General features: G+C 62.7%; 19 protein-coding genes, 1 tRNA gene and 1 riboswitch. Of the genes, 9 read left to right on the top strand and 11 right to left on the bottom strand.

All coding sequences use genetic code 11. The features are described 5' to 3' along the window. Positions 1 to 80: 80 nt before the first annotated feature. Positions 81 to 1115 carry an Hsp33 family molecular chaperone gene (locus AC1DX6_RS05190; protein ID WP_477311644.1) on the top strand — a complete coding sequence of 345 codons (1035 nt, stop codon included), beginning with the start codon at positions 81 to 83 and terminating at the stop codon, positions 1113 to 1115. Positions 1116 to 1298: 183 nt separating this feature from the next. Here the strand turns inward: AC1DX6_RS05190 and apaG are convergent, their stop codons facing one another. Then, positions 1299 to 1691: a Co2+/Mg2+ efflux protein ApaG gene (apaG, locus tag AC1DX6_RS05195; RefSeq protein ID WP_477241752.1), complete on the bottom strand. Its 393-nt coding sequence runs from the start codon at positions 1689 to 1691 to the stop codon at positions 1299 to 1301. Positions 1692 to 1899: 208 nt separating this feature from the next. Here apaG and AC1DX6_RS05200 point away from each other — a divergent pair, with 208 nt between their 5' ends. Beyond that, entirely contained in the window at positions 1900 to 3057 is a 1158-nt protein-coding gene (locus AC1DX6_RS05200) for a ceramide glucosyltransferase (protein ID WP_477311645.1), read from the top strand. A gap of 32 nt (positions 3058 to 3089) precedes the next feature. Here the strand turns inward: AC1DX6_RS05200 and AC1DX6_RS05205 are convergent, their stop codons facing one another. Beyond that, positions 3090 to 4280, bottom strand: a complete 1191-nt coding sequence (locus AC1DX6_RS05205; protein ID WP_477311646.1) for an O-succinylhomoserine sulfhydrylase — start codon at positions 4278 to 4280, stop codon at positions 3090 to 3092. Between the two features lie 57 nt (positions 4281 to 4337). Then, a riboswitch (SAM riboswitch) is annotated at positions 4338 to 4415 on the bottom strand. A 78-nt stretch (positions 4416 to 4493) separates the two neighbouring features. On the opposite strand from AC1DX6_RS05205, the gene AC1DX6_RS05210 reads away from it, so the two are divergent. Next, entirely contained in the window at positions 4494 to 5588 is a 1095-nt protein-coding gene (locus tag AC1DX6_RS05210) for a 2'-deoxycytidine 5'-triphosphate deaminase (RefSeq protein ID WP_477311647.1), read from the top strand. Positions 5589 to 5685: 97 nt separating this feature from the next. Further along, positions 5686 to 6459 (top strand): ABC transporter substrate-binding protein, encoded by a 774-nt coding sequence (locus AC1DX6_RS05215; RefSeq protein WP_477311648.1) that lies wholly within the window; start codon positions 5686 to 5688, stop codon positions 6457 to 6459. A gap of 197 nt (positions 6460 to 6656) precedes the next feature. Here the strand turns inward: AC1DX6_RS05215 and araD1 are convergent, their stop codons facing one another. The 4 genes from araD1 to chvE all read right to left on the bottom strand — a co-directional run bounded on the left by araD1 (position 6657) and on the right by chvE (position 11866). Beyond that, positions 6657 to 7649, bottom strand: coding sequence for an AraD1 family protein (araD1, locus tag AC1DX6_RS05220; protein ID WP_477311649.1), 993 nt, complete (start codon positions 7647 to 7649; stop codon positions 6657 to 6659). A 202-nt stretch (positions 7650 to 7851) separates the two neighbouring features. Further along, positions 7852 to 9144, bottom strand: a complete 1293-nt coding sequence (mmsB, locus tag AC1DX6_RS05225; RefSeq protein ID WP_477311650.1) for a multiple monosaccharide ABC transporter permease — start codon at positions 9142 to 9144, stop codon at positions 7852 to 7854. After that, positions 9141 to 10673 carry a multiple monosaccharide ABC transporter ATP-binding protein gene (gene mmsA, locus AC1DX6_RS05230; RefSeq protein WP_477311651.1) on the bottom strand — a complete coding sequence of 511 codons (1533 nt, stop codon included), beginning with the start codon at positions 10671 to 10673 and terminating at the stop codon, positions 9141 to 9143. The genes mmsB and mmsA overlap by 4 nt, the downstream gene beginning before the upstream one ends. Positions 10674 to 10795: 122 nt before the next feature. Beyond that, complete coding sequence (chvE, locus tag AC1DX6_RS05235) at positions 10796 to 11866, bottom strand: multiple monosaccharide ABC transporter substrate-binding protein (RefSeq protein ID WP_183445507.1); 1071 nt, start codon at positions 11864 to 11866, stop codon at positions 10796 to 10798. 315 nt (positions 11867 to 12181) lie between these two features. Here chvE and AC1DX6_RS05240 point away from each other — a divergent pair, with 315 nt between their 5' ends. Further along, entirely contained in the window at positions 12182 to 13171 is a 990-nt protein-coding gene (locus AC1DX6_RS05240; RefSeq protein WP_477311652.1) for a LysR family transcriptional regulator, read from the top strand. 88 nt (positions 13172 to 13259) lie between these two features. Here the strand turns inward: AC1DX6_RS05240 and AC1DX6_RS05245 are convergent, their stop codons facing one another. Beyond that, positions 13260 to 13526 (bottom strand): hypothetical protein, encoded by a 267-nt coding sequence (locus tag AC1DX6_RS05245; protein ID WP_477311653.1) that lies wholly within the window; start codon positions 13524 to 13526, stop codon positions 13260 to 13262. A 341-nt stretch (positions 13527 to 13867) separates the two neighbouring features. On the opposite strand from AC1DX6_RS05245, the gene AC1DX6_RS05250 reads away from it, so the two are divergent. Next, a complete protein-coding gene (locus AC1DX6_RS05250; RefSeq protein WP_477311654.1) occupies positions 13868 to 14320 on the top strand; it encodes a hypothetical protein in 453 nt (150 codons plus the stop codon). A 53-nt stretch (positions 14321 to 14373) separates the two neighbouring features. Here AC1DX6_RS05250 and AC1DX6_RS05255 read toward each other — a convergent pair. Continuing rightward, a tRNA-Gly gene (locus AC1DX6_RS05255) sits at positions 14374 to 14447 on the bottom strand. Between the two features lie 224 nt (positions 14448 to 14671). On the opposite strand from AC1DX6_RS05255, the gene AC1DX6_RS05260 reads away from it, so the two are divergent. Beyond that, positions 14672 to 15604, top strand: coding sequence for an LpxL/LpxP family acyltransferase (locus tag AC1DX6_RS05260; protein WP_477311655.1), 933 nt, complete (start codon positions 14672 to 14674; stop codon positions 15602 to 15604). Beyond that, on the top strand, positions 15594 to 16346 hold the full coding sequence (locus AC1DX6_RS05265; protein ID WP_477311656.1) for a glycosyltransferase family 32 protein: 753 nt from the start codon (positions 15594 to 15596) through the stop codon (positions 16344 to 16346). Before AC1DX6_RS05260 ends, AC1DX6_RS05265 begins: the two co-directional genes overlap by 11 nt. An 84-nt stretch (positions 16347 to 16430) precedes the next feature. Here AC1DX6_RS05265 and AC1DX6_RS05270 read toward each other — a convergent pair whose 3' ends face one another. Further along, on the bottom strand, positions 16431 to 17297 hold the full coding sequence (locus AC1DX6_RS05270) for a PDZ domain-containing protein (protein ID WP_477311657.1): 867 nt from the start codon (positions 17295 to 17297) through the stop codon (positions 16431 to 16433). Positions 17298 to 17726: 429 nt separating this feature from the next. Between AC1DX6_RS05270 and AC1DX6_RS05275 the strand changes: the two genes are divergently transcribed. Continuing rightward, entirely contained in the window at positions 17727 to 18557 is an 831-nt protein-coding gene (locus tag AC1DX6_RS05275; protein WP_477311658.1) for a hypothetical protein, read from the top strand. 28 nt (positions 18558 to 18585) lie between these two features. Here AC1DX6_RS05275 and AC1DX6_RS05280 read toward each other — a convergent pair whose 3' ends face one another. After that, positions 18586 to 20016: a sensor histidine kinase gene (locus AC1DX6_RS05280; protein WP_477311659.1), complete on the bottom strand. Its 1431-nt coding sequence runs from the start codon at positions 20014 to 20016 to the stop codon at positions 18586 to 18588. Further along, positions 20013 to 20687, bottom strand: coding sequence for a response regulator transcription factor (locus AC1DX6_RS05285; RefSeq protein ID WP_477311660.1), 675 nt, complete (start codon positions 20685 to 20687; stop codon positions 20013 to 20015). Before AC1DX6_RS05285 ends, AC1DX6_RS05280 begins: the two co-directional genes overlap by 4 nt. Positions 20688 to 20806: the final 119 nt, after the last annotated feature.

The raw sequence follows: 20806 nt of genomic DNA on the forward strand, positions 1-20806 counted from the left end.
GATCTGCGGGGGCGCGATCCCTATTTGCGCCGCATCACGCAAATCAAGCGCGTTTGGACGCATGTGCCCCTCCGGGCCGCATGGCCGCGCCCTGGAGCTTTGTCATGTTGGAAACCTATGAAGTGACTGAACATCACCCCAAACTCGGCGAATTCGGCTATGCCGGCGACGATCATGTCGTGCCCTTCGAGGTCGGCCCGCTCGACGTGCGCGGCCGCACGGTCCAGCTCGGGCCGATGCTCGACGCCATCCTCAGCCGCCACGACTATCCCGAGCCGGTCGCCCGCCTGCTGGCCGAAGCCTGTGTGCTGACGGTGCTGCTTGGCACCTCGCTCAAGTTCGAGGGCAAGTTCATCCTGCAGACCCGCACCGACGGGCCGGTCGACATGCTGGTCGCGGATTTTTCCACGCCCTCGGCGCTGCGGGCCTATGCGCGCTTCGATGCCGACCGGCTGCAAGCCTTGATCGCTGCCGGCGAAACGTCGCAGCAGACGTTGCTCGGCAGCGGCGTTTTGGCGCTGACCATCGACCAGGGCGCCCACACGCAGCGCTATCAGGGCATCGTTCAGCTCGACGGCGAGGCGCTGGAAGACGCCGCGCGCACCTACTTCCGCCAGTCGGAGCAGATCCCGACCGATCTCAGGCTTTCGGTGGCCAAGCTTCTGACGCCAGGCCCTGGCGGTGCCCGCGAGCAGTGGCGCGCTGGCGGCATCCTGGCGCAGTTCCTGCCGCAATCGCCCGAGCGCATGCGCGTGCCCGACATTTCGGGCGGCGACGGCGACCCGCGCGACATCACGCATGAACCGGCCGACAATTCCTGGCAGGAACTAGTGGCGCTGCTCGGCACCATCGAGCCGACCGAACTGATCGACCCGACGATCGGCGCCGAGCGGCTGCTCTACCGGCTGTTCCACGAGCACGGCGTGCGCGTCTTCGCCGGCGTTCCGGTCGCCGACCAGTGCTCATGCTCGCGCGACAAGATCCGCGGCATCCTCGAAGGGTTCTCCGCACAGGAGATCAAGGACTCGACCGAGGATGGCGGCATCCACGTCGCCTGCGAGTTCTGCTCGAAGCAGTATGACTTCGACCCGGCGGAGTTTGCAGCGGCGCAGTAAGATCTCTTCCTTCTCCCCGTTCTACGGGGAGAAGGTGCCCGAAGGGCGGATGAGGGGCAGCGCGACGCTGGCGCATAGTCTCCGCGTCACTCAGTCATATCCACAAGAAGTCTCCGGAGGTCGGCGCCGCCCCTCATTGCCCTGCCGGGCATTTCTCCCCGTATAAAGACGGGGAGAAAGACGCTAATTCACCGTCCGCCTTGTCCCCGGCAGATCCAGCGAAAACGCCGGGATGGCGATGTCGAATGTCTCGCCCCGCTTGTTGCGCATGGTGTAGTGGCCGACCATGATGCCGGACGGCGTCGAGAGCGGGCAGCCGGACGTGTATTGATAGCTGTCGCCGGGGTTGAGTTCGGGCTGGTCGCCGACGACGCCGGCGCCGCGCACTTCCTCGACCCGGCCGGTGCCGTCGGTGATGTGCCAATAGCGCGACAAAAGCTGCACGAAATCGTCCGACTGGTTGTCGATGGTTATCTGATAGCCCCAGACATAGCGGTTCTCCGAGGGATCTGAGCGATCCTCCAGATAGAACGGCCTGACCTGCACTTCGATGTTGCGCGTTACGGCGCGGTACATGGGCTACTCCAAGGCGATGTGAGCGGAACTGTCGGCGCTCTCCCCGGCCCGGTCAACGACCTCAAGCGCAGGTGCCGCCAAACAATGTCATTTAAGTGACACATGACAATGATGGTGTGTCCGGACCGTGCCGGGCGACTCAAGCGCTCTGTCGAACTGTTCAAAACGGCTATTCGCGGCCGGCTTTTCCCGGAGTGACCAGATCTCGATGGAACTGACAGTCATAGCTGCTGCCCTGCTTTCGATAGTCCTGCTTCTTTCAAACCTCGCCGGCATCCTGCTTGCTTCATTCAAGCTGAGACGGCCGCGCATCATCGCGCCGCCCGCCGGCAAGGCGCCGGAAGTGTCGATCGTGGTGCCGGCGCGTGGCGTCGAACCGTTTACCGAGGAGACCCTGGCACGCGCCTTCTCGCTCGACTGGCCGCGCTATGAGCTCCTTTTCTGCGTCGCCCACGCCGACGATCCGGTGGTCAAGCTGATAAACAGGGCGATCGCCCGGTTTCCTGAGATACCGGCCCGCTTGCTGTTTGGCGACGACCGCATCAGCGCCAATCCAAAACTCAACAATTGCGTCAAGGGTTGGGAAGCGGCGCGCCACCACTGGGTCATCCTTGCCGATTCCAACGTGCTGATGCCGCGAGACTATGTCCAGCATCTGCTGGCGGCATGGCGCGACGGCACCGGCCTTGTCTGCTCGACGCCGATCGGCTCGCGTCCGGACGGGTTCTGGGCGGAGGTCGAATGCGCTTTCCTCAACACGCTGCAGGCACGCTGGCAATATACCGGCGACGCGCTTGGCCTCGGCTTTGCCCAGGGCAAGAGCATGCTGTGGAACAAGCCGATGCTCGACGCCAATGGCGGCATCCGCGCGCTGGCCGCCGAGATCGCCGAGGACGCCGCTGCTACCAAGCTGGTCAATGGGCTCGGGCTGCGCGTCAACCTTGTCGCCTCGCCCTTCGAGCAGCCGCTTGGCCAGCGCAAATTCGACGAAATCTGGTCACGCCAGGCGCGTTGGGCGCGCCTGCGCCGCGTCACCTTCCCGTTGTTCTTCGCACCCGAGATCCTGACCGGCGCGGCGGTGCCGCTGGTGCTGGCGCTGTTGGCGGCGGCGGGTGCAGGCCTCAGCCTGCCGGCAACTGCTGTCGCTGTACTCTCACTCGCCTACCTTCCGGAATGCGCCCTGGCCTGGGCCAAAGGCTGGTACCTGTCGCCGCGCATGATCGCGGCGATGATGGCGCGCGACGTGATGCTTCCCGCGCTTTGGGTGCGCGGCTGGCTGGGTGGCGCCGTCGACTGGCGCGGCAACGCGATGACCATCCACACCAAGGCCGTTGCCGAACTGGAAGAGACGCCGTCGGGCGCCTGAGCGCCCCGCGCTTTTTTGGTATCGGGCGAAGCCTATTTGGCCGACTTCAACGCCTGTTCGATATCCGCCAGCAGATCGTCCGCATCCTCGAGACCGACCGACAGCCGGAGCGTGCCCGGCCCGATGCCGAGTTCGGCGCGCGCCTCGTCGCTCAGGTTCTTGTGCGTCGTCGTCGCCGGATGGGTGATCAGGCTTTTGGCATCACCGAGATTGTTGGAGATCAGCACGATGTCGAGCGCGTTTTGCAAGGCGAACGCCGCCTGCTTGCCGCCCTTGACGTCGAGGCAGATCAGCGTCGAGCCGCCCGACATCTGCTTTTTGACGATATCAGCCTGCGGGTGGTCGGCGCGGCCCGGATAGATGACGCGGGCGATTTCCGGCCGCTCGGCCAGGAAATCTGCGATCTTGCCGGCACTTTCCGTCTGCTGGCGCACACGCAGCGGCAGCGTCTCCAGGCCCTTCAGCAGTGTCCAGGCGTTGAACGGCGACAGGCTGGGGCCGGTGTGGCGGAAATAGTCGTGCAAATTCTCGTCGATCCACTTCTTGTCCGACAGGATGACGCCGCCCAGGCACCGCCCCTGGCCGTCAATATGCTTGGTCGCCGAGTAGACGACAATGTGGGCGCCGAGCTGCAAAGGTTTTTGCTGCAAGGGGGTGGCAAAGACATTGTCGACGATCAGCCGTGCGCCGATCGAAGTGGCCAACGCGGCGACCGCGGCGATGTCGACCACTTCCAGTGTCGGGTTGGTCGGGCTTTCCAGGAAGAACAGTTTTGTGTTCGGCCTCACCGCCTTTTCCCAATTGGCGATGTCGGTGCCGTCGACCAGCGTTGCCTCGATGCCGTATTTCGGCGCCAACGTCTCGATCACCCAGCGGCAGGAACCGAACAGCGCACGCGCCGCCACGATATGGTCGCCGGCCCTGGCGCTGCACAGAAGGGCGGCCGTCACCGCCGCCATGCCGGACGCGGTGGCGCGCGCGTCCTCGGCACCCTCCAGCGCACACATGCGCTTTTCGAACATGTCGACGGTCGGGTTGGCGTAGCGCGAATAGATGAAGCCCGGCTCTTCGCCCTTGAAGCGGGCTTCGGCTGCCTGCGCCGTTTCATAGACATAGCCCTGGGTGAGGTACATCGCCTCCGACGTTTCGCCGAATTGGGAACGCAGGGTCCCGGCATGCACGAGTGCCGTCTGAGGCTTCCAGTTACGCTTCTTGGTGCTCATCGCTTTTGTTCCAGACACAAAAAAACCGGCCGCGAAAGTCGCAACCGGTCCATACGGCCTTGCGGCCCGACGGTCCTTTAGCGACTTGTTTAACGTGGCTGCAAGCCGACCGGCCAAATCACCACGGGATAACGACCCTTTAGACCTGCACCGCGCTTGCGTCAATTCCCGGCTTGATTAAGAGGTTTGTACCAGCGGCTAAGGAGCAGAGCCTTGCGGCAGACAGGCATTCTTCCCGATCAGGACATCTCGGCGCTGTTCCAGTCCGGTGCGCTGAAGTCGCCGCGCGCGCTCGATGCCGACCAGATCCAGCCGGCCAGCCTCGATCTCAGGCTCGGCGCCAAAGCGTGGCGGGTGCGCGCTTCCTTTCTGCCCGGGCCGAGCCACAAGGTCGCCGAGAAGCTCGACCGGCTGAAATTGCACGAGATCGACCTCGCCGAAGGCGCCGTATTGGAAACCGGCTGCGTCTACATCGTGCCGCTGCTCGAAAGCCTGGCGCTGCCTGCCAACATTTCCGCATCGGCCAACCCCAAGAGTTCGACCGGACGGCTCGACATCTTCACCCGGGTGATGACCGATCGCGGCCACGAGTTCGACAAGATCGCCGCCGGCTATGACGGCCCGCTCTATCTGGAAGTCAGCCCGCGCACCTTCCCCATCGTCGTGCGCACCGGCTCGCGGCTGTCGCAGATCCGGTTCCGCACCGGCAATGCGCTTTTGTCGGAGGCTGAGCTGAGCGAATTGCATCGCGCCGAGATGCTGGTCGCCACCGAGCCACCCAACATTTCCGGCGGCGGCATTGCGCTGTCGATCGATCTCGACGGCGACAAGGATGGGCTGGTCGGCTATCGCGGCAAGCATCACACCGGCCTGGTCGATGTCGACAAGCGCGCCGCGCAGGATGTCGTCGACTTCTGGGAGCCGCTCTACAAGCGCGGCGCCGGCGAGCTGGTGCTCGATCCCGACGAGTTCTACATACTGGTGTCGCGCGAGGCGGTGCATGTGCCGCCGCTCTATGCCGCCGAGATGACGCCCTTCGATCCGCTGGTTGGCGAATTCCGCGTCCATTATGCTGGCTTCTTCGATCCGGGTTTTGGCCATTCGGCGTCAGGCGGCACCGGCAGCCGGGCGGTGCTCGAAGTGCGCAGCCACGAAGTGCCGTTCATCCTCGACCATGGCCAGATCGTCGGGCGGCTGGTCTACGAACACATGCTTAAGCGGCCGCAGGCGCTCTACGGTACCGATCTCGGCTCCAACTACCAGGCGCAGGGCCTGAAGCTGTCCAAGCACTTCCGCGCCGCGCGCTGATCTTCCTTGTCACCGTCAGACTGCGCTTGCCTGACCCGGCGCGCCGTGCTTGGCTGCAACCAGGCCGTCAGAAAGACGTAAATCAAGGGGAACAAAAATGCAGATTTCGAGATGGATCCTATCGGCGGCAAGCGCTGCCATGCTGGTCATTGCTGCCGGCTCCTTGTCGGCGCAGGCCGCGGAAAAACTGAAGATCGGCACCGAGGGTGCCTATCCGCCATTCAACACCATCACGCCGGACGGCAAGGTCGTCGGCTTCGACATCGACATCGCCGATGCGCTTTGCGCGCAGATGAAGGTCGAGTGCGAGATCGTCACGCAGGATTGGGACGGCATTATTCCCGCGCTCCAGGCCAAGAAGTTCGACGCCATCATCGCCTCGATGAGCATCACCGAGGAACGCAAGAAACAGGTCGCTTTCACCAACAAATATTACACGACGCCGCTTGCCATGGTGGCCCTGAAGGACAGCGAGCTCACCTCGACTGAAGCGGCGGCCCTGGCCGGCAAGACGGTGGGCGCTCAGGCGTCGACCACCCAGGCCGACTATGCCCAGGACGTCTATGGCAAGGCCGGCGCCGAGGCCAAGCTCTACCCGACCCAGGAAGAGGCGATCACCGATCTGACCAACGGCCGCCTCGACGCTGTCATCTCGGACAAATTCGTGCTGGTCGACTGGATGAAGAAGGCGAGCGACGGCTGCTGCAAGATGATCGGCGATATCAAGGGCACCGAGACGCAAGCCGGCATTGCTGTGCGCCTGGAAGACACCGCACTGCGCGACAAGCTCAATGCGGCCATCGACGCCATCGTCGCCGACGGTACCTACAAGAAGATCCAGGCCAAGTATTTCGACTTCGATATCTATTGAGGTTGGAGCTGCAATCTCCCCCCTCGTGGGGGAGATGCCCGGCAGGGCAGAGGGGGGGCGCGAAAGATCGCGACCTCTCCTTTTCGGCGGTAGGAAACAACCTGAAGTCACAGTTGTTTTCGATTGAGACGCTGGAGGGACAGCGCCCCCTCTGGCCTACCGGCCATCTCCCCCACGAGGGGGGAGATTACCCAGTCTCACAGAGCCTTCACCGCCACCTTCACCGGCCGCTCCATTTCGAGTGGGTTGCGCAGCGGCAGGCCGAAATCCTTGGCTTCGATTTCGAACGTATCGCCGGCCTCGGTCCTGATGCCGTCGGCAAACGACAGCGTCGCCGTGCCGAACATGTGAACATGCACGTCGCCCGGCTGGCGGAAGGCCGAATATTTGAAATGGTGGTGTTCGAGATTGGCGATGGTGTGCGACATGTTCGCTTCGCCCGACAGGAATGGCTTTTCCCACAGCACCTTGCCGTCGCGAACGATGCGCGAGGCGCCCCTGATATCCGACGGCAGGTCGCCGATCAGGATCTCCGGCCCGAACGAAGCGTTACGCAGCTTGGAATGCGCCAGAAACAGATAATTCACCCGCTCGGTGACGTGGTCGGAAAACTCGTTCGACAGCGTGAAGCCGACGCGGAACGGCGCGCCGTCGTCGCCGATGACATAGATGCCGGCGACTTCCGGCTCCTCGCCGGCGTCCTGGGCGAAAGCCGGCGACATCAGCGGCGCACCCGGCGCCACCGCCATGGTGCCGTTGCCCTTGTAGAACCATTCCGGCTGCACGCCGGTCTGGCCTTTCGCCGGCTTGCCGCCTTCCAGACCCATGCGGAACATCTTCATTGAATCGGTGAGCTGTTCCTCGCCGTCGCTGCTGAGCTTCTTGTGCATGGAATCGCGCGTTGCCGCCGAGCCGAGATGCGTAAGCCCCGTGCCGGTGAGATGCAGATGTGCGGGATCGGGGTGGTTGATCGGCGACAGCAGCCGCCCCTTCTTGTAGGCGCCGTCGAGATCGACGGCCTCGCCGAAGCCTTTGCGCTCGATCAGCGCGACCAGCCCGGTGCCGGTGCGCGCGGCTTCCATCGCCAGCGAATAGACGCTGCGCGCGCCGTTGATGATCCGGGTCTTGCCGCCGTTGCGGGCGACGACGCGGATCGTCTCGGCGTCGTCGAGGATCTGGGAGATCAGCATGATATACCCTCTCTCTGGTGACTAGGCCCGGCTGCCGGCGTGGCAAACCCTGACCGTCGCGGCTCGGGACCATTCCGCGCCACGGGTGAAATTCTTCGTCGGGATAGCGCTTCGCGGGCCTGGTCCCCTGGGGGACTTCTGTGCGCCGGCGGGTTGCCGGCAGCCGCGATGTGACCCGTATGCCTTCCTGGTTCCCTCGCCTTCAACCCTTGTTCTTGTTGTAGACGTCGAAGACCACGGCGCCGAGCAGCACCAGGCCTTTGACCACCTGCTGCCAGTCGACATTGACGCCCATGATCGACATGCCGTTGTTCATCACGCCCATGATGAAGCCGCCGACCACCGCGCCGATGACCTGGCCGACACCGCCCATCGCCGAAGCGCCGCCAATGAAGACCGCGGCGATGACGTCGAGCTCGCTGCCAAGGCCCGCCGCAGGCACGGCCTGCCCCAGGCGCGCCGCTATGATCAGGCCGCCAAGCGCCGACAGCACACCCATGTTGACGAACACCATCAGGGTCAGCCGCTCAGTCTTGATGCCCGACAGCTGCGCCGCCTTGGCATTGCCGCCCATGGCGTAGATGCGGCGACCGATCGTCATGCGTTTGGTGACGAAGACGAACAGCGCGATCAGCGCGCCCATCACCATGAGTACGATCGGCAGGCCCCTGTAGCTGGCGAACTGGTAGACCAGGAACAGCGCCAACGCGCTGGTCACCAGGGTCTTGACGACGAACAGCGTGAAGGGCTCGGCCTGATAGCCATGCGCTTCGCGAGTACGCCGTGCCTTCAGCCCGAAATAGGCATAGGCGAGCACGGCGATCAGGCCCAGCACGATCGTCGTCATGTGCAGGGTCATGCCGCTGCCGATAATGGTCTTGCCGGCGGCGTTCACCGTCGGCGGTATCAGCGTCAAGGGGCCGATCAGGTCTGGAATGAAGCCGGAGCTGAGCGCCTTGAAGCCGTCTGGAAGCGGCCCGACCGACGACCCGCCACCCAGCAGCGCCTGGCAGATGCCGCGAAAGATCAGCATTCCCGCCAGCGTGACGATGAAGCTCGGTATTCGGTGATAGGCAATCCAGTAGCCTTGTGCCGCGCCGATGCCGCCGCCGATGATGAGGCAGATGATCGACACCACCAGCGGATTGCTGAACGGTCCGAGCGGCCAGATGACCATCATCATCGCCGCCAGCGCGCCGATGAAACCGGCGACGGAGCCGACGCTGAGGTCGATATGGCCGGAGACGATGACCAGAAGCATGCCCAGCGCCATCACGATGATGAACGAGTTCTGCTGCACCAGATTGCTCAGGTTCACCGGCTTGAACAGGGTGCCTGAGGTGGTGAACTGGAAGAACACCATGATGGCGATCAGCGCCAGGATCAGGCCGTAGTCGCGCAAATTGGTGATCAGCGCCGAGACGGCAACGCGCGGCCCCTGCTGCACATCTTCGGCGACGCCGCTTTTCGGCGCGGGAGCGCTTTCTGTGGTCATGATGCTTTTCCTTCTCCCCGAACGATGGCGCGCATGATCTTTTCCTGGCTGGCGTCGCTCGCCGCCATTTCTCCAACCATGCGCCCTTCATTCATGACGTAGATGCGGTCGGTGATGCCGAGCAATTCAGGCATCTCCGAAGAGATGACGATGATCGCCTTACCCTCGGAGGCGAGGCGGGCGATGATGGTGTAGATTTCATACTTGGCGCCGACGTCGATGCCGCGCGTCGGCTCGTCGAGGATCAGCACTTCCGGATTGGCAAACAGCCATTTCGACAGCACCACCTTCTGCTGGTTGCCGCCCGATAGATTGCCGGTCATCTGATAGACGCTGGACGAGCGGATGTTGGTCTTGGCCTTGTAGTCGTTGGCGACGGCGAGTTCGCGCAAATCGTCGATCACCGCGTGGCGCGAGACGCCGCCAAGGTTGGCCAGCGTGATGTTGTGCTTGATATGATCGATCAGGTTGAGACCGTAGGTCTTGCGGTCCTCGGTGACATAGGCAATGCCATGGGCTACCGCCTTGCTGACCGAGGAGACATCGATCGGCTTGCCGTTGAGCAGCACTTCGCCGGTGATGCGGCGGCCATAGGAGCGGCCGAACAGGCTCATCGCGAATTCGGTGCGTCCGGCGCCCATCAGCCCGGCGATACCCACCACCTCGCCCTTGCGCGCGGTAATATCGATGCCCTTGATCACCTGCCGTTCGGCATGGATCGGATGATAGACCGACCAGTTCTTCACTTGCAGCACGACGTCGCCGATCTTCGGTTCGCGCGGCGGATAGCGGTCGTCGAGCGAACGCCCGACCATCGAGGTGATGATGCGGTCTTCGGAAATGTCTTTCTTGGCCAGCGTCTCGATGGTCCGCCCGTCGCGGATGATGGTGACCTTGTCGGCGACCCGGTTTATCTCGTTGAGCTTGTGCGAGATCAGGATCGAGGTGATGCCTTGCCGCTTGAATTCGAGCAAAAGGTCGAGCAGCGTCTGGCTGTCCTTTTCGCTGAGCGATGCCGTCGGCTCGTCGAGGATCAGCAGCTTGACTTCCTTGCTGAGCGCCTTGGCGATCTCGACCAGCTGCTGCTTGCCGACGCCGATATTGGTGATCAGCGTCTTGGGATCCTCCTTGAGGCCCACCTTCTTCAGCAAGGCGCTGGTGCGCGTCTCGTTGGCATTCCAGTCGATGACGCCGAATTTGGCGTGTTCGTTGCCGAGGAAAATGTTTTCGGCGATCGACAGCATCGGCACCAGCGCAAGTTCCTGGTGGATGATGACGATGCCCTTGTGTTCGCTGTCGTGAATGCCTTTGAAATGGCATTCCTCACCACGGTAGACGATCGCGCCATCATAGGTGCCGGATGCATAGACGCCCGACAGCACCTTCATCAGCGTCGATTTGCCGGCGCCGTTCTCGCCGACCACGGCATGGATCTCGCCTTCCTCGACGCTGAGGTTGACGTTCGACAGCGCCTTCACGCCGGGGAACGTCTTGGTGATGTCGCGCATCTCCAAAATCGTCGAGGCCATCAGGAATACCGCTCCTTCGAGGTCCGGATCAATGCCGGAAGGCTAGTATGCGAATTTTGGATTCGCCGCGCTAGCAAAAAGGGGCCCCGCTGTACGCGGGACCCCAGGCTTTGTAACCGAGATTACTTCAGGTCTTCGGCCTTGATGTAGCCGGAGTCGACGACCAGCGCCTGGTAGTTCGACTTGTCGACATCATGCGGCGTCAAAAGGATCGAAGGAACGACCTTGACGTCGTTGTTGTAGGTCTTTTCGTCGAGGCCTTCCGGCTTGCCGCCCGAGAGCACCTTGTCGATCAGGCCGACAGTCGCCTTGGCCAGTTCGCGGGTGTCCTTGAACACGGTCGAGTACTGCTCGCCCGAGATGATCAGCTTGACCGAAGCGGTCTCGGCGTCCTGGCCGGTCACGATCGGCCAGGGCTGAGCGTCCGTGCCGTAGCCGACAGCGCGCAGCGAGGCGGTGATGCCGCGCGACAGGCCGTCATAGGGCGACAGAACGCCATCGACGCGGCTGCCGTCCGAGTAGTTGGCGGAGAGCAGGTTGTCCATGCGCGCCTGGGCGGTGGCGGCGAGCCAACGCAGCGTGCCGACCTTGTCCATGCCAGTCTGGCCAGACTTGATCTTGATCGAACCGTCATCGATCAGCGGCTGCAGGACGGAAATCGCACCGTTGTAGAAGAAGAAGGCGTTGTTGTCGTCCGGCGAGCCGCCGAACAGTTCAACGTTCCACGGCTTGGTGTTCGGGAAACGCTCCTTGAGGCCCTTGACCAGGGAGTTCGCCTGGATCACGCCGACGCCGAAATTGTCGAAGGTGGTGTAGTAGTCGACATTGGCGGTCTTCTTGATCAGGCGGTCATAGGCAACGACGACGACACCGGCGTCAGCGGCCTTCTGCAGCGCGTCCGACAGGGTGGTGCCGTCGATCGAGGCGATGATCAGCGCCTTCGGGCCCTTGGTGATTTCGTTTTCCAACTGGCTGAGCTGGTTCGGAATGTCGTTCTGCGCATACTGCAGGTCGACCGTGTAGCCGAGAGCCTCGAGCTGGGACTTGACGGCGTCGCCGTCATTGATCCAGCGCTGCGATTCCTTGGTGGGCATCAGCACGCCGATCAGCCCTTTGTCTGCTGCGTGCGCCGAGTAGGTCATGGCAGCGATGCCAAGGGCCGCGACGGCGGCCAGCGTCTTGATGATTTTCACTTAACTCTCCCTGGTTGATGGACGCGGCACCCCGGGGCTTCGCGGGCCGCGCAGTCGAGCGGAAGCGCAAACGCGCCACCGCCGGCATATCGATCTCTGGTATCCTCCCAATCGTCCCGAGACGCTGATTTCAATCGATACGATTTTGCTCATCACCGACCGTCAAGTCTCAAGACGCGCTCAAAGTGTGTCCCTTTGCCATAACTGTCAAATGCGATCTTTGATAGTTGCTATATCGAAACTGATATATATTAGATGCAGCTGAAGGCATGGCCGGACTGCCGGCTGGTCGCAAGCGGAGAGCAGGGGAAAATCATGGCAGCGCTGCGCAATCCCGATGGAATCTCAAATGGTTACGACGAGCTCCCGGGGAACAGCGAAACCCTTTTGCGCAGCGGCCTCAGCTTGCGCCACATGCGCATGATCGTCGCGCTCGACGACCACGGCCGCGTGAGCGCGGCGGCGCAGGTGATGAATATCTCGCAGCCGGCGGCGTCGCGCATGATCGCCGAGATGGAAGCCGTGCTCGACGTCAAGCTGTGCGAAAGGCTGCCGCGCGGCATCACGCTCACCCCCTACGGCAAGGCGCTGGCCAGGCGCGCGCGCTCGATCCTGCTCGAGATGCGCGAGGCCGACCGCGAGATTTCCGAGCTCAAGGCGGGCAAGGGCGGCGCGGTGTTCCTCGGCGCTGTAACCGCGCCGGCGATCGAGCTGGCGGTGCCAGCGATCCGCGAGATACGCCGTATCTACCCGCGCATCGAGATCACCATGCAGGTCGAGACCTCCAACGTGCTGGCGCGCGAACTGATCGCCACGCGCCATGATTTCATCATCGCCCGCATCCCCGACGACCTCAATCCGCGGCTGTTCGAATCGCGCGTCATCGGCGTCGAAAAGGCCTGCCTGATCGTGCGCCGCGGCCACCCGCTGAGCAACGGCAAAGCGGTGCGGCTGGAGGACACTGCCGCCTATGACTGGGTTTTTCAGTCGGGTGGCTCGCCGCTGCGCCAGGCAATGGAAAGCAATTTCTTGAACCGCAACATCGCGCTGCCGGACCGCATCCTCAACACCAGCTCGCTGCTGTTGACCCTGGTCATGGTCGCTCAGTCCGACGCCATCGCGCCGGTCTCAATCCAGGTGGCGAAATTCATCCAGAGCCCCGATGGGCTGGCAGGCGCCATCGATGTTGTCCAGACCGAGTTCGACATCGAGGTCAGGCCCTACAGCCTGATCACGGTGAAGAACCGCGTGCTGTCGCCGGCAGCCAAGATGCTGCACGACTTCATTCTGCGGGAAGTGGGCTGATTGGAACGAGAATCGAAATCCTGCGTTCAATCCAATCGGCATTTCGCACTGGAGCCTGTTCTAAGCCGGGGGGCGAGATTGCCGGTGGTCAACAACCAGGGAGGTTTCGATGGAACGTCGCTTGTTTCTCACCGGAATGCTTGGCGTAGCGGGGATGGTCACGCTTGCTGGCATAGCCAGACCCGGCAAGGCGGTTGCCGGCATTCCGGACGGCAACGGAATTCTCGATGAACTCGACAAACCGGATCCAGCGTTTTTCGAGGGAGACGATCGGGCCGAAGTGGAGCAGGTCTCCCATCGCCGGCATCACCACCACTATCATCGGCGGCACGTCTGGAGACGAGTCTGCCGCCACTATTGGCGCCACGGCCGGCGTCACGTCCGCTGCTGGCGCAGGCGTGTCTGGTTGGGCATCTGGCTCTGAGAGCCGGCGACTGAAGCACCGGCCATCACAAGGTGGCCGGTGCTCCACTACGAGCTATTCGGCCGATGGGGACCTCCCGAAGAGCCTCCAACTTCTCATCAAGCCACTGCCTACGAAAATGATTTTTTCCACGCGCTTAAATGCCGCGATTGCGTCGGTTGCAAAGACCGCCTTCGATATATATTAGCGCCGGCTACAATTCAAAGGCAGCCTGTTGTTAACCATCTCGATGTTAGCGTGGATGTCATGTGACGAGCGCGAGGTTAACAGCAATGCCCACCAATCTGCCGCCTGCATGGGTTGGATGGACGGTGGCCATGGCGATTGGGTTCTTCGCCGTCCTGACGATGCCGCCCGCGAACGCGGAGACGGTGCGCGGCAATCCCGGTGGCCAGATCGTGACCTTCGCTTTGCACGTCGCCAAACTGCGCGCCGCCGACGAGCCGGTGCACTTTGACGGGGAATGCGACAGCGCCTGTACGCTCTATTTGTCCCTGCCTGCCGAGCAGCTTTGCGCTACCCCGCGTGCATCCTTCGGCTTCCACCTGCCGTACGGCGTCGGCGCTCATGAGAACGCCGTCGCTGCCAACTACCTGCTCTCGCAATATCCCGATTGGGTGCGGCAGTGGATCGAAGAGCACGGCGGCCTGTCGCACACCCTGATACGGATGGATGCCGACGAGGTGGCAATGCACCTTCCCACATGCGCCGAGGTGCTGGCATGAACACCAATGTGCGGCCTGCGGCAGGGCGATCCGTCTAAATCATTGATTTTTGCTGGAGCGGGTAGCGGGAATCGAACCCGCGCGTTCAGCTTGGGAAGCTGACAAGCTACCATTACATCATACCCGCGTCGGCCCTCGTTACCATGATGGGCTGGCCTCGGGCAATCAGGAAGCCGCCAAATACGGCAACGCCGCTTTTTATGCCGGCGTCGGCCATGCTAGAAGCGGCTACGCTTCGGGAATCGGCAACCTGTTTTGTCCGGCGGTCCTGCAGTCCAAATGGTGAATGGGTGGGGACCCAGCTTGGAATTCAGCATACGCAAGAGGAAAAAAGCCTCTGAGCGCAGAACCATGTTTGCGTCGGCAGACCTTGGGTTTCTGCTACAGCTTCCTGTCTTTGCGGTCGTCTCGCTTTTCTTGTCCGAAAGGCGCTGGCGAGCTGTTTGCCTGTCGATGGAGCGGCTGATCCGTGCTGCTTCCGGCCCGGGCGACGACCGCGTTCGACAGACCCTTGCCTGCTTCGGATTGGCTAGCGCCGACGATCTCAGCCGGGTGCGCGCGACGCGCCACGAGCACCATATCCAGATCGTGCGCGAGCGGCTCGCCAGGTGGACACCGGATATCGAGATGCAGGGCCTCGAGCATCTCGAAGCGGCGCGACATGCCGGCCATGGCGCGGTGTTGTGGATCGCGCATTTCAGCTTCAATTCGCTGGCGGCCAAGATGGCTTTTGCCAAGGCCGGGTTCGAGGTGTTCCATGTCAGCAGGCCCGAGCACGGCTTCACCAAGTCGCGCTTCGGCGTGCGTTTCCTCAATCCGATCAGAACCGGCGCCGAGCTGAAATATGCGGCGGGCCGGATCGTCATCGACCGCGGCAATCCCGCGGCCAGCATGAATGAAGCCAGGCGGCTGCTGCACCAGGGCAAGTTCGTTTCGATAACCGCCGGCGCCTGGCAGGGCGAACTGCTGGTCAAGGCGCGCATCGGCGAAGCCGCCCTGGAAATGGCCAGCGGCGCGCCCCGGCTGGCCAGGATCGCCGGCGCTCCGCTGTTGCCGGTCTTTGTCCTGCGCGATGACAGCACAGGCAAGTTCCATGTGACCGTGGAGCGGCCCATCGATCTCAGCCGTCACCAGGACAAGGCCGAACTGATCCAGAGTGCGGCGCAGGACTTCGCCAACCGGCATTTGCCGTATCTTCATAGCCGGCCGCATCAATGGCGAGACTGGGAGAAACTGACGGCTTTCAACCCGGCTGACGGCCAGGAAAGATCAAATGCTGTTTAGCATTCTCATAACGGACGGCGACGGCGACGATCTTTCCGAGCTGGTCGCGGAAAACATCGAGTCGTTCAAGGCCTGCCACCCAGGCGAAGAGCATGTGCTGTTCAGGGAAGCGGCGTTGATCGAGTTCATTGGCGCCCATTTCGACGCCGACGTGCTTGCAGCGTTCCGAACGCTGCGGCCCTATGCCTATAAGGCGGATCTCGCCAAATACTGCCTGCTTTACGAGCGCGGCGGCATCTATGCCGATCTTGCCTATTTCTTCGTACGCGGCGTTCCTCGCGACGAGCAACGGCTGTCGGTCTTTCGCGACTTCCTCAGCTCGACCCCATGGGATACCAGCGTCGGCGTGGTTGCCGCGCCGCGGCGCCACAAGGCTCTGGCAAAAGCCATCGATCTCGTCTGCGCCAATGTCAAACGCGAATATTATGGACCGACCGCGCTGTGCACCACCGGTCCGACCCTGTTCGGCAAGGCCATCGCCCTGACATGCGAGCCCGAGGACCTGATTGTCGGAGAGGCGGTCCGGCTGGCGCAGCCGCCGTCGGCGCCCGAACCCTTAGACAAGTCCAGTCATTGCCTCAGCCACAAGGGGGATCTTGTGGCGATCAAGCGCAAGCGCGGAGGCGGGCCGATGTCGCAGCTCGGGATTTCCAGCGGCAATCGCTACAACCGGCTTTGGCGTTCGCGGGAAGTCTATCGCAAGCGGTCGCCCTGGACCCGCATCTTCCGCCGGAAGAACTGACGGCTGCTCCAGCCGCGCCGTCCCGCCGGGCTCGATTTTGAGCCAGGTCGGGCAGCCGAAGGCGGAGACGTCGTTGTCGGCGGGTTAGTTGTCGTCGCCGCCACTATCGCCGCCGTCGTCGCTGCCACCGTCATCGCTGCCGCCGTCGTCACCGCTGTCGGAATCATCGCCGCCGGAATTGTCGTCGGCGCCGTCATCACCAGCGTCGGCAGGGTCTTCCGCCGCGGGAGCATCATTGTCATCGGTTCCCGAAGCGTCCGGCTCCGTCGCCGAGTCGCTCGCGTCGTCGGCTGTCGTGTCCGCGTCCGAACTCTCGTCGGTAGCCTCGCTCTTGGCCTCGGCGGTGAATTCCTCGGAAGAGGCAGTCTCCTCGATTGTCGTCTCGGATGATTCGTAGCTTGTCGTCATTTCCTGACTGTATTCGCTGTAGAACTCGGAATAGCTGAAGGCCGTGGCAACCGACCAGCTTGTCCATGTCGCGACGGTGACGACATCGATGACGGTTTCGTAGGTGCTGAGCGTGATGGTGCCGGTGGAGTTGTAGGCCTTGCCGTCACGATAGGAATCGAAGCGGAAGTCGGATTTGCCCGCCTTTGCCCAGTAGTAGACCACCGTATCCACGTCGATCGGCTCTTTGATCTTATGGCCGTGGACCTTGGTGATCACGTCGCCCGGCTTGATGCCTTGCTTTTCGCCTGTGCCACCAGGCTTGACCGACAGGACGAGGACACCGTGGGCGTGTGACCCGAGTTTGAACTCCTTGCGCACGGTGTCGTTGATCGGCAGCAGAACCGCTTCGATCGCCCTGGAAATATAGGGTTCGGGCAATTTGACATCGCCCTTCAGCGCATAGGCGTTGGTCGAATAGGAGACAGGAATTGCAGCAAGATGCAGCGCCCAGGCCAGACTGAAAACAGCCCTGGAAAATTTTCCGCCACGTCGCTGAAGCATGTACCGTTCCTCTCTGAATAATTAAGGCTGGGCTTATGTAGTTCCGGCAAGCTCTACCACAGGAAAACCTCGCTGGAGCCGGGTGTTTTGGCCTGTCCCTGACTATCTTTGCTCCGGTCCAGATTGCCGGCTTGCACGCAAAAATCACCTCTCATGCAAGCGATTGATCGCCCTGTCATTCAGGTGAGCAGCATCCCCCGCGCGGGGGATGCGCGGCAGATGCCACGCCTCTACAGCGGGTTGAGATGCGCTTCGATCGCTCCCATTGGGGCACCGGCACGCGCGACCTGAAATCCGCCGCCACGGCCTCCCGGCCAAGCGGAGATTGGGGCGCGCGGCCGGCAAGGCGCGGCGGAAGTGGTCAACGACGCAACAACGTCGAGTTCAACCAACGGCGTCGAAGAGGATGCCAGATACCAAGGGGATTTCATGCTTCGTCCATTCATTCTTGCTGCTTCGCTGGTCGCGACCTCTGCCGCTTTCGCCGCCGACGCGGTGCAGCCGATCGCCATAGAGCCAGTCGTGCCGCACATCTCCGGATATGGGGAATTGTATCTCGGCGGCCTGCAGCTTTCATTTTTCGGAGACGAGAACAGCCTTCGGGCCGGCGGTGGCGCCGGGCGCGTGAACATTCCCTTCGCCGACAAATGGAATGTCCAGGTCGACGGCACTTATGATCGCCTCTGGGACGATGGCGACTACATCGACGGGCTCGGCGGGGCCGTCCATGCCTATTACCGCGATCCACAGCGTTTCGCAGCTGGTTTGTTCGGGACCTACAAGCGCTACGGCAACAACTTCTCGGATGATATCAGCGACTATACGGTCGGGCCGGAGGCGCAGGTCTATTTCGGCAATCTGACGCTCTATGGACAGGCTTACTACGGCAAGTTCGATCTGGATTTCGACCATCCGAACGAGTGGGGAGCGCGAGGTGTCGTGCGCTATTTCGTGCAGCCGAACCTCAGGTTCGACGGTGAAATCGCCTTCAACAGCTTCGACGCAGGGTCTGCGAATTTCGACACGGTCAGCGTTGCGGCCCAGGCCATGTACCGTTTCGAGGGCACGCCGTGGTCGCTGTTTGGCCGCTATCAATTTGATCGGACTTCGATCCAATTCCACGACTTCACCGGCAACAAGTACATGATCGGCTTGCGCGCCAGCTTTGGCACCGGAACGCTGTTCGACGAAGATCGCAGTGGCGCGACGATGGATACCTATAGGTCCAACTTCGTCGCGCCTCTCGGAGGAGCGAGCTAGGTTGCATTGGCGAAGCCCGCGGTGCGGATCATTGCCGAACGGGGAGTTCCATGCGCACGCGAGCGCCCCGCCATGAACCGTTCACGATCTTGATCGTCCCGTGGTGCAACTGGGCGATCTGCCGGGCGAGATTCAATCCGAGGCCCGCGCCGCGCGATTGCGGCCGCAGGCGATAGAACGGCTCGAAAATGTTCTCGTGCTCTGCCAGGGGGATGCCGGGCCCTTCGTCGCGCACTTCGAGGCCACCTGTTGTGTCGGCTGCGATGGTGATCATGCCTGAACCGCCGCCATGGTCGATGGCGTTGCGAACGAGATTGGCCAGAGCGCGCTCGATCTGCAACGCATTTGCCTCGATCTCGACCTTGCAGGACGGCGGCTCGAAGGCAAGATCGTAGCCGGCTTCGATGGCCAGCGGGGCGAAATCGGCGGCGACCCGGCTGGCAAGCTCGCTCAGATCGACCATCTGGCGCTCGCTGGCCGGGCGCTCGAGCATCTGGTGGTCGAGCAGCTGCTGCGCCAGATGCGACAGGCGTTCGATATCCTGCAGCAGCCGCATGCTCTGCGGCTCCTTTGTCAGCAATTCGGCGCGTGTGCGCAGAATGGCGATCGGCGTGCGCAGCTCATGCGCGGCATCGGTTAGAAAGCGGTTGTGGCGGTCATAGCCCTGAGCCAGGCGCGCCAGCGTCTGGTTGAAGGCATGAACCAGCGGCGCGATTTCCAGCGGCACCTGGCTGACCGGAAGCTGCATTGCCCGGGTGCTGATGTCGATCCGCGCCGCCTGCTTTGCGGTATCGACAAGCCCGGCAAAAGACCGGCGAACCACGGCCGGTGTCGTCACCAGCGTTGTAACGCCCATGACCACGACGATGGGCAAAAGCAGTATGGCAATGATCAGCGCAAGCGCCGGCAAGGCTCGCTCCCAGTTTCTACTGCCGTCGGGATTATGAGCGACGTCGACCGTTGCCGAGATGTTGATCTCAAGCCCGTCGGTCTCGCCGCGCGATGAACGTGTCGAGGTGACGATCTGCACCAGGCCGGCCTTGGTAGCGACGTTTTCGACATAGGCCTCGGGCCGCGCATCGTCCCTGGAGAATTCAAGGGTCGCGCGGTCCACGCCACTCAGCAAATCGCCTGGGGTCTTGGCATAGACATCGGGAACGGCGCCGGCACGAAGGGCTTGGCCGTTGCTGTCGCGGATGATGTACCAGAGGTGCGGGAAGCGCTCGCGGAACTGGCGAAGCTCTTCCGTTTCACGCACCACCAGCCCGCCGTCGTCGCTGCGCTCGACGGCACCCTTCAACGCCGCGACCGCGGCCTCGTTGTCGACCAGCCAGTGCGGATTGGAGATCCACAGCGCGGCGGCGCACAGCACGATGAAAATGGCCAGCGTCGCCGCCTGCAGCAGGATCAGCCGCCGCACCAGCACCCATTGCAGCGATCGCGTGCGCGGCTCTTTCATGGCACCGCTCGCAACAGGTAGCCGATATTGCGGATCGCCATGATCTCGATGCCGGCGGCGACATCCTCGAGTTTGCGGCGCAGCCGCGATATATGCGCATCCAGTGCGTTGGAGCCGATCTCGTCGTCCAGCGCATAGACCGCCCCTTCGAGGGCGCTGCGCATGATCGCCCGGCCCGGCCTGCGGATGAGCGTTTCGAGCACCAGGCGTTCACGCCGCGGCAGATCGAGCGCCTGGTCCTCCACCAGCGCTTCGCGGTGGCGGAAATCATAGGTGAGGCGGCCGACCACCGCTTGTTCCGCCCGCAAGGCGAACTGGCGCCGATGCAAGGCATGGAGCCTTGCGACCAGTTCCTCGGTCGCGAACGGCTTGACCATGTAGTCATCGGCGCCGGCATTCAGCCCGCTGACGCGATCGTCGAGACCGCTCATCGCCGTCAACGCGATCACCGGTGCATCCATATGCAATGCACGCAGGCGAGGGATCAGGCTGAGGCCGTCGCCATCGGGCAGCCGGCGATCGAGCACCACGGCATCGAAGGACCCCAGCCGTGCCATGGCCTCGGCGTCGGCCAATGTCGAAACGTGATCGACGACGATGTCCCGGCGTTCCAGCGCGGTCTTCAGCACGGACGCCATCTCCGGCTCATCCTCGATCAGCAGGATGCGCATGCCCGAACTCCGTCAGCTGAAAAGTCTCCGTCGGCGCCGCCGGCGGCCTCTGCCCGGGTAACGATGCGGCAGTCATCGCATGCCTGTGAAGCAGAAACGGTCCCCCGACAAGAGCCAGA

The sequence above is a fragment of the Mesorhizobium sp. P2_C4 genome, assembly GCF_056404575.1.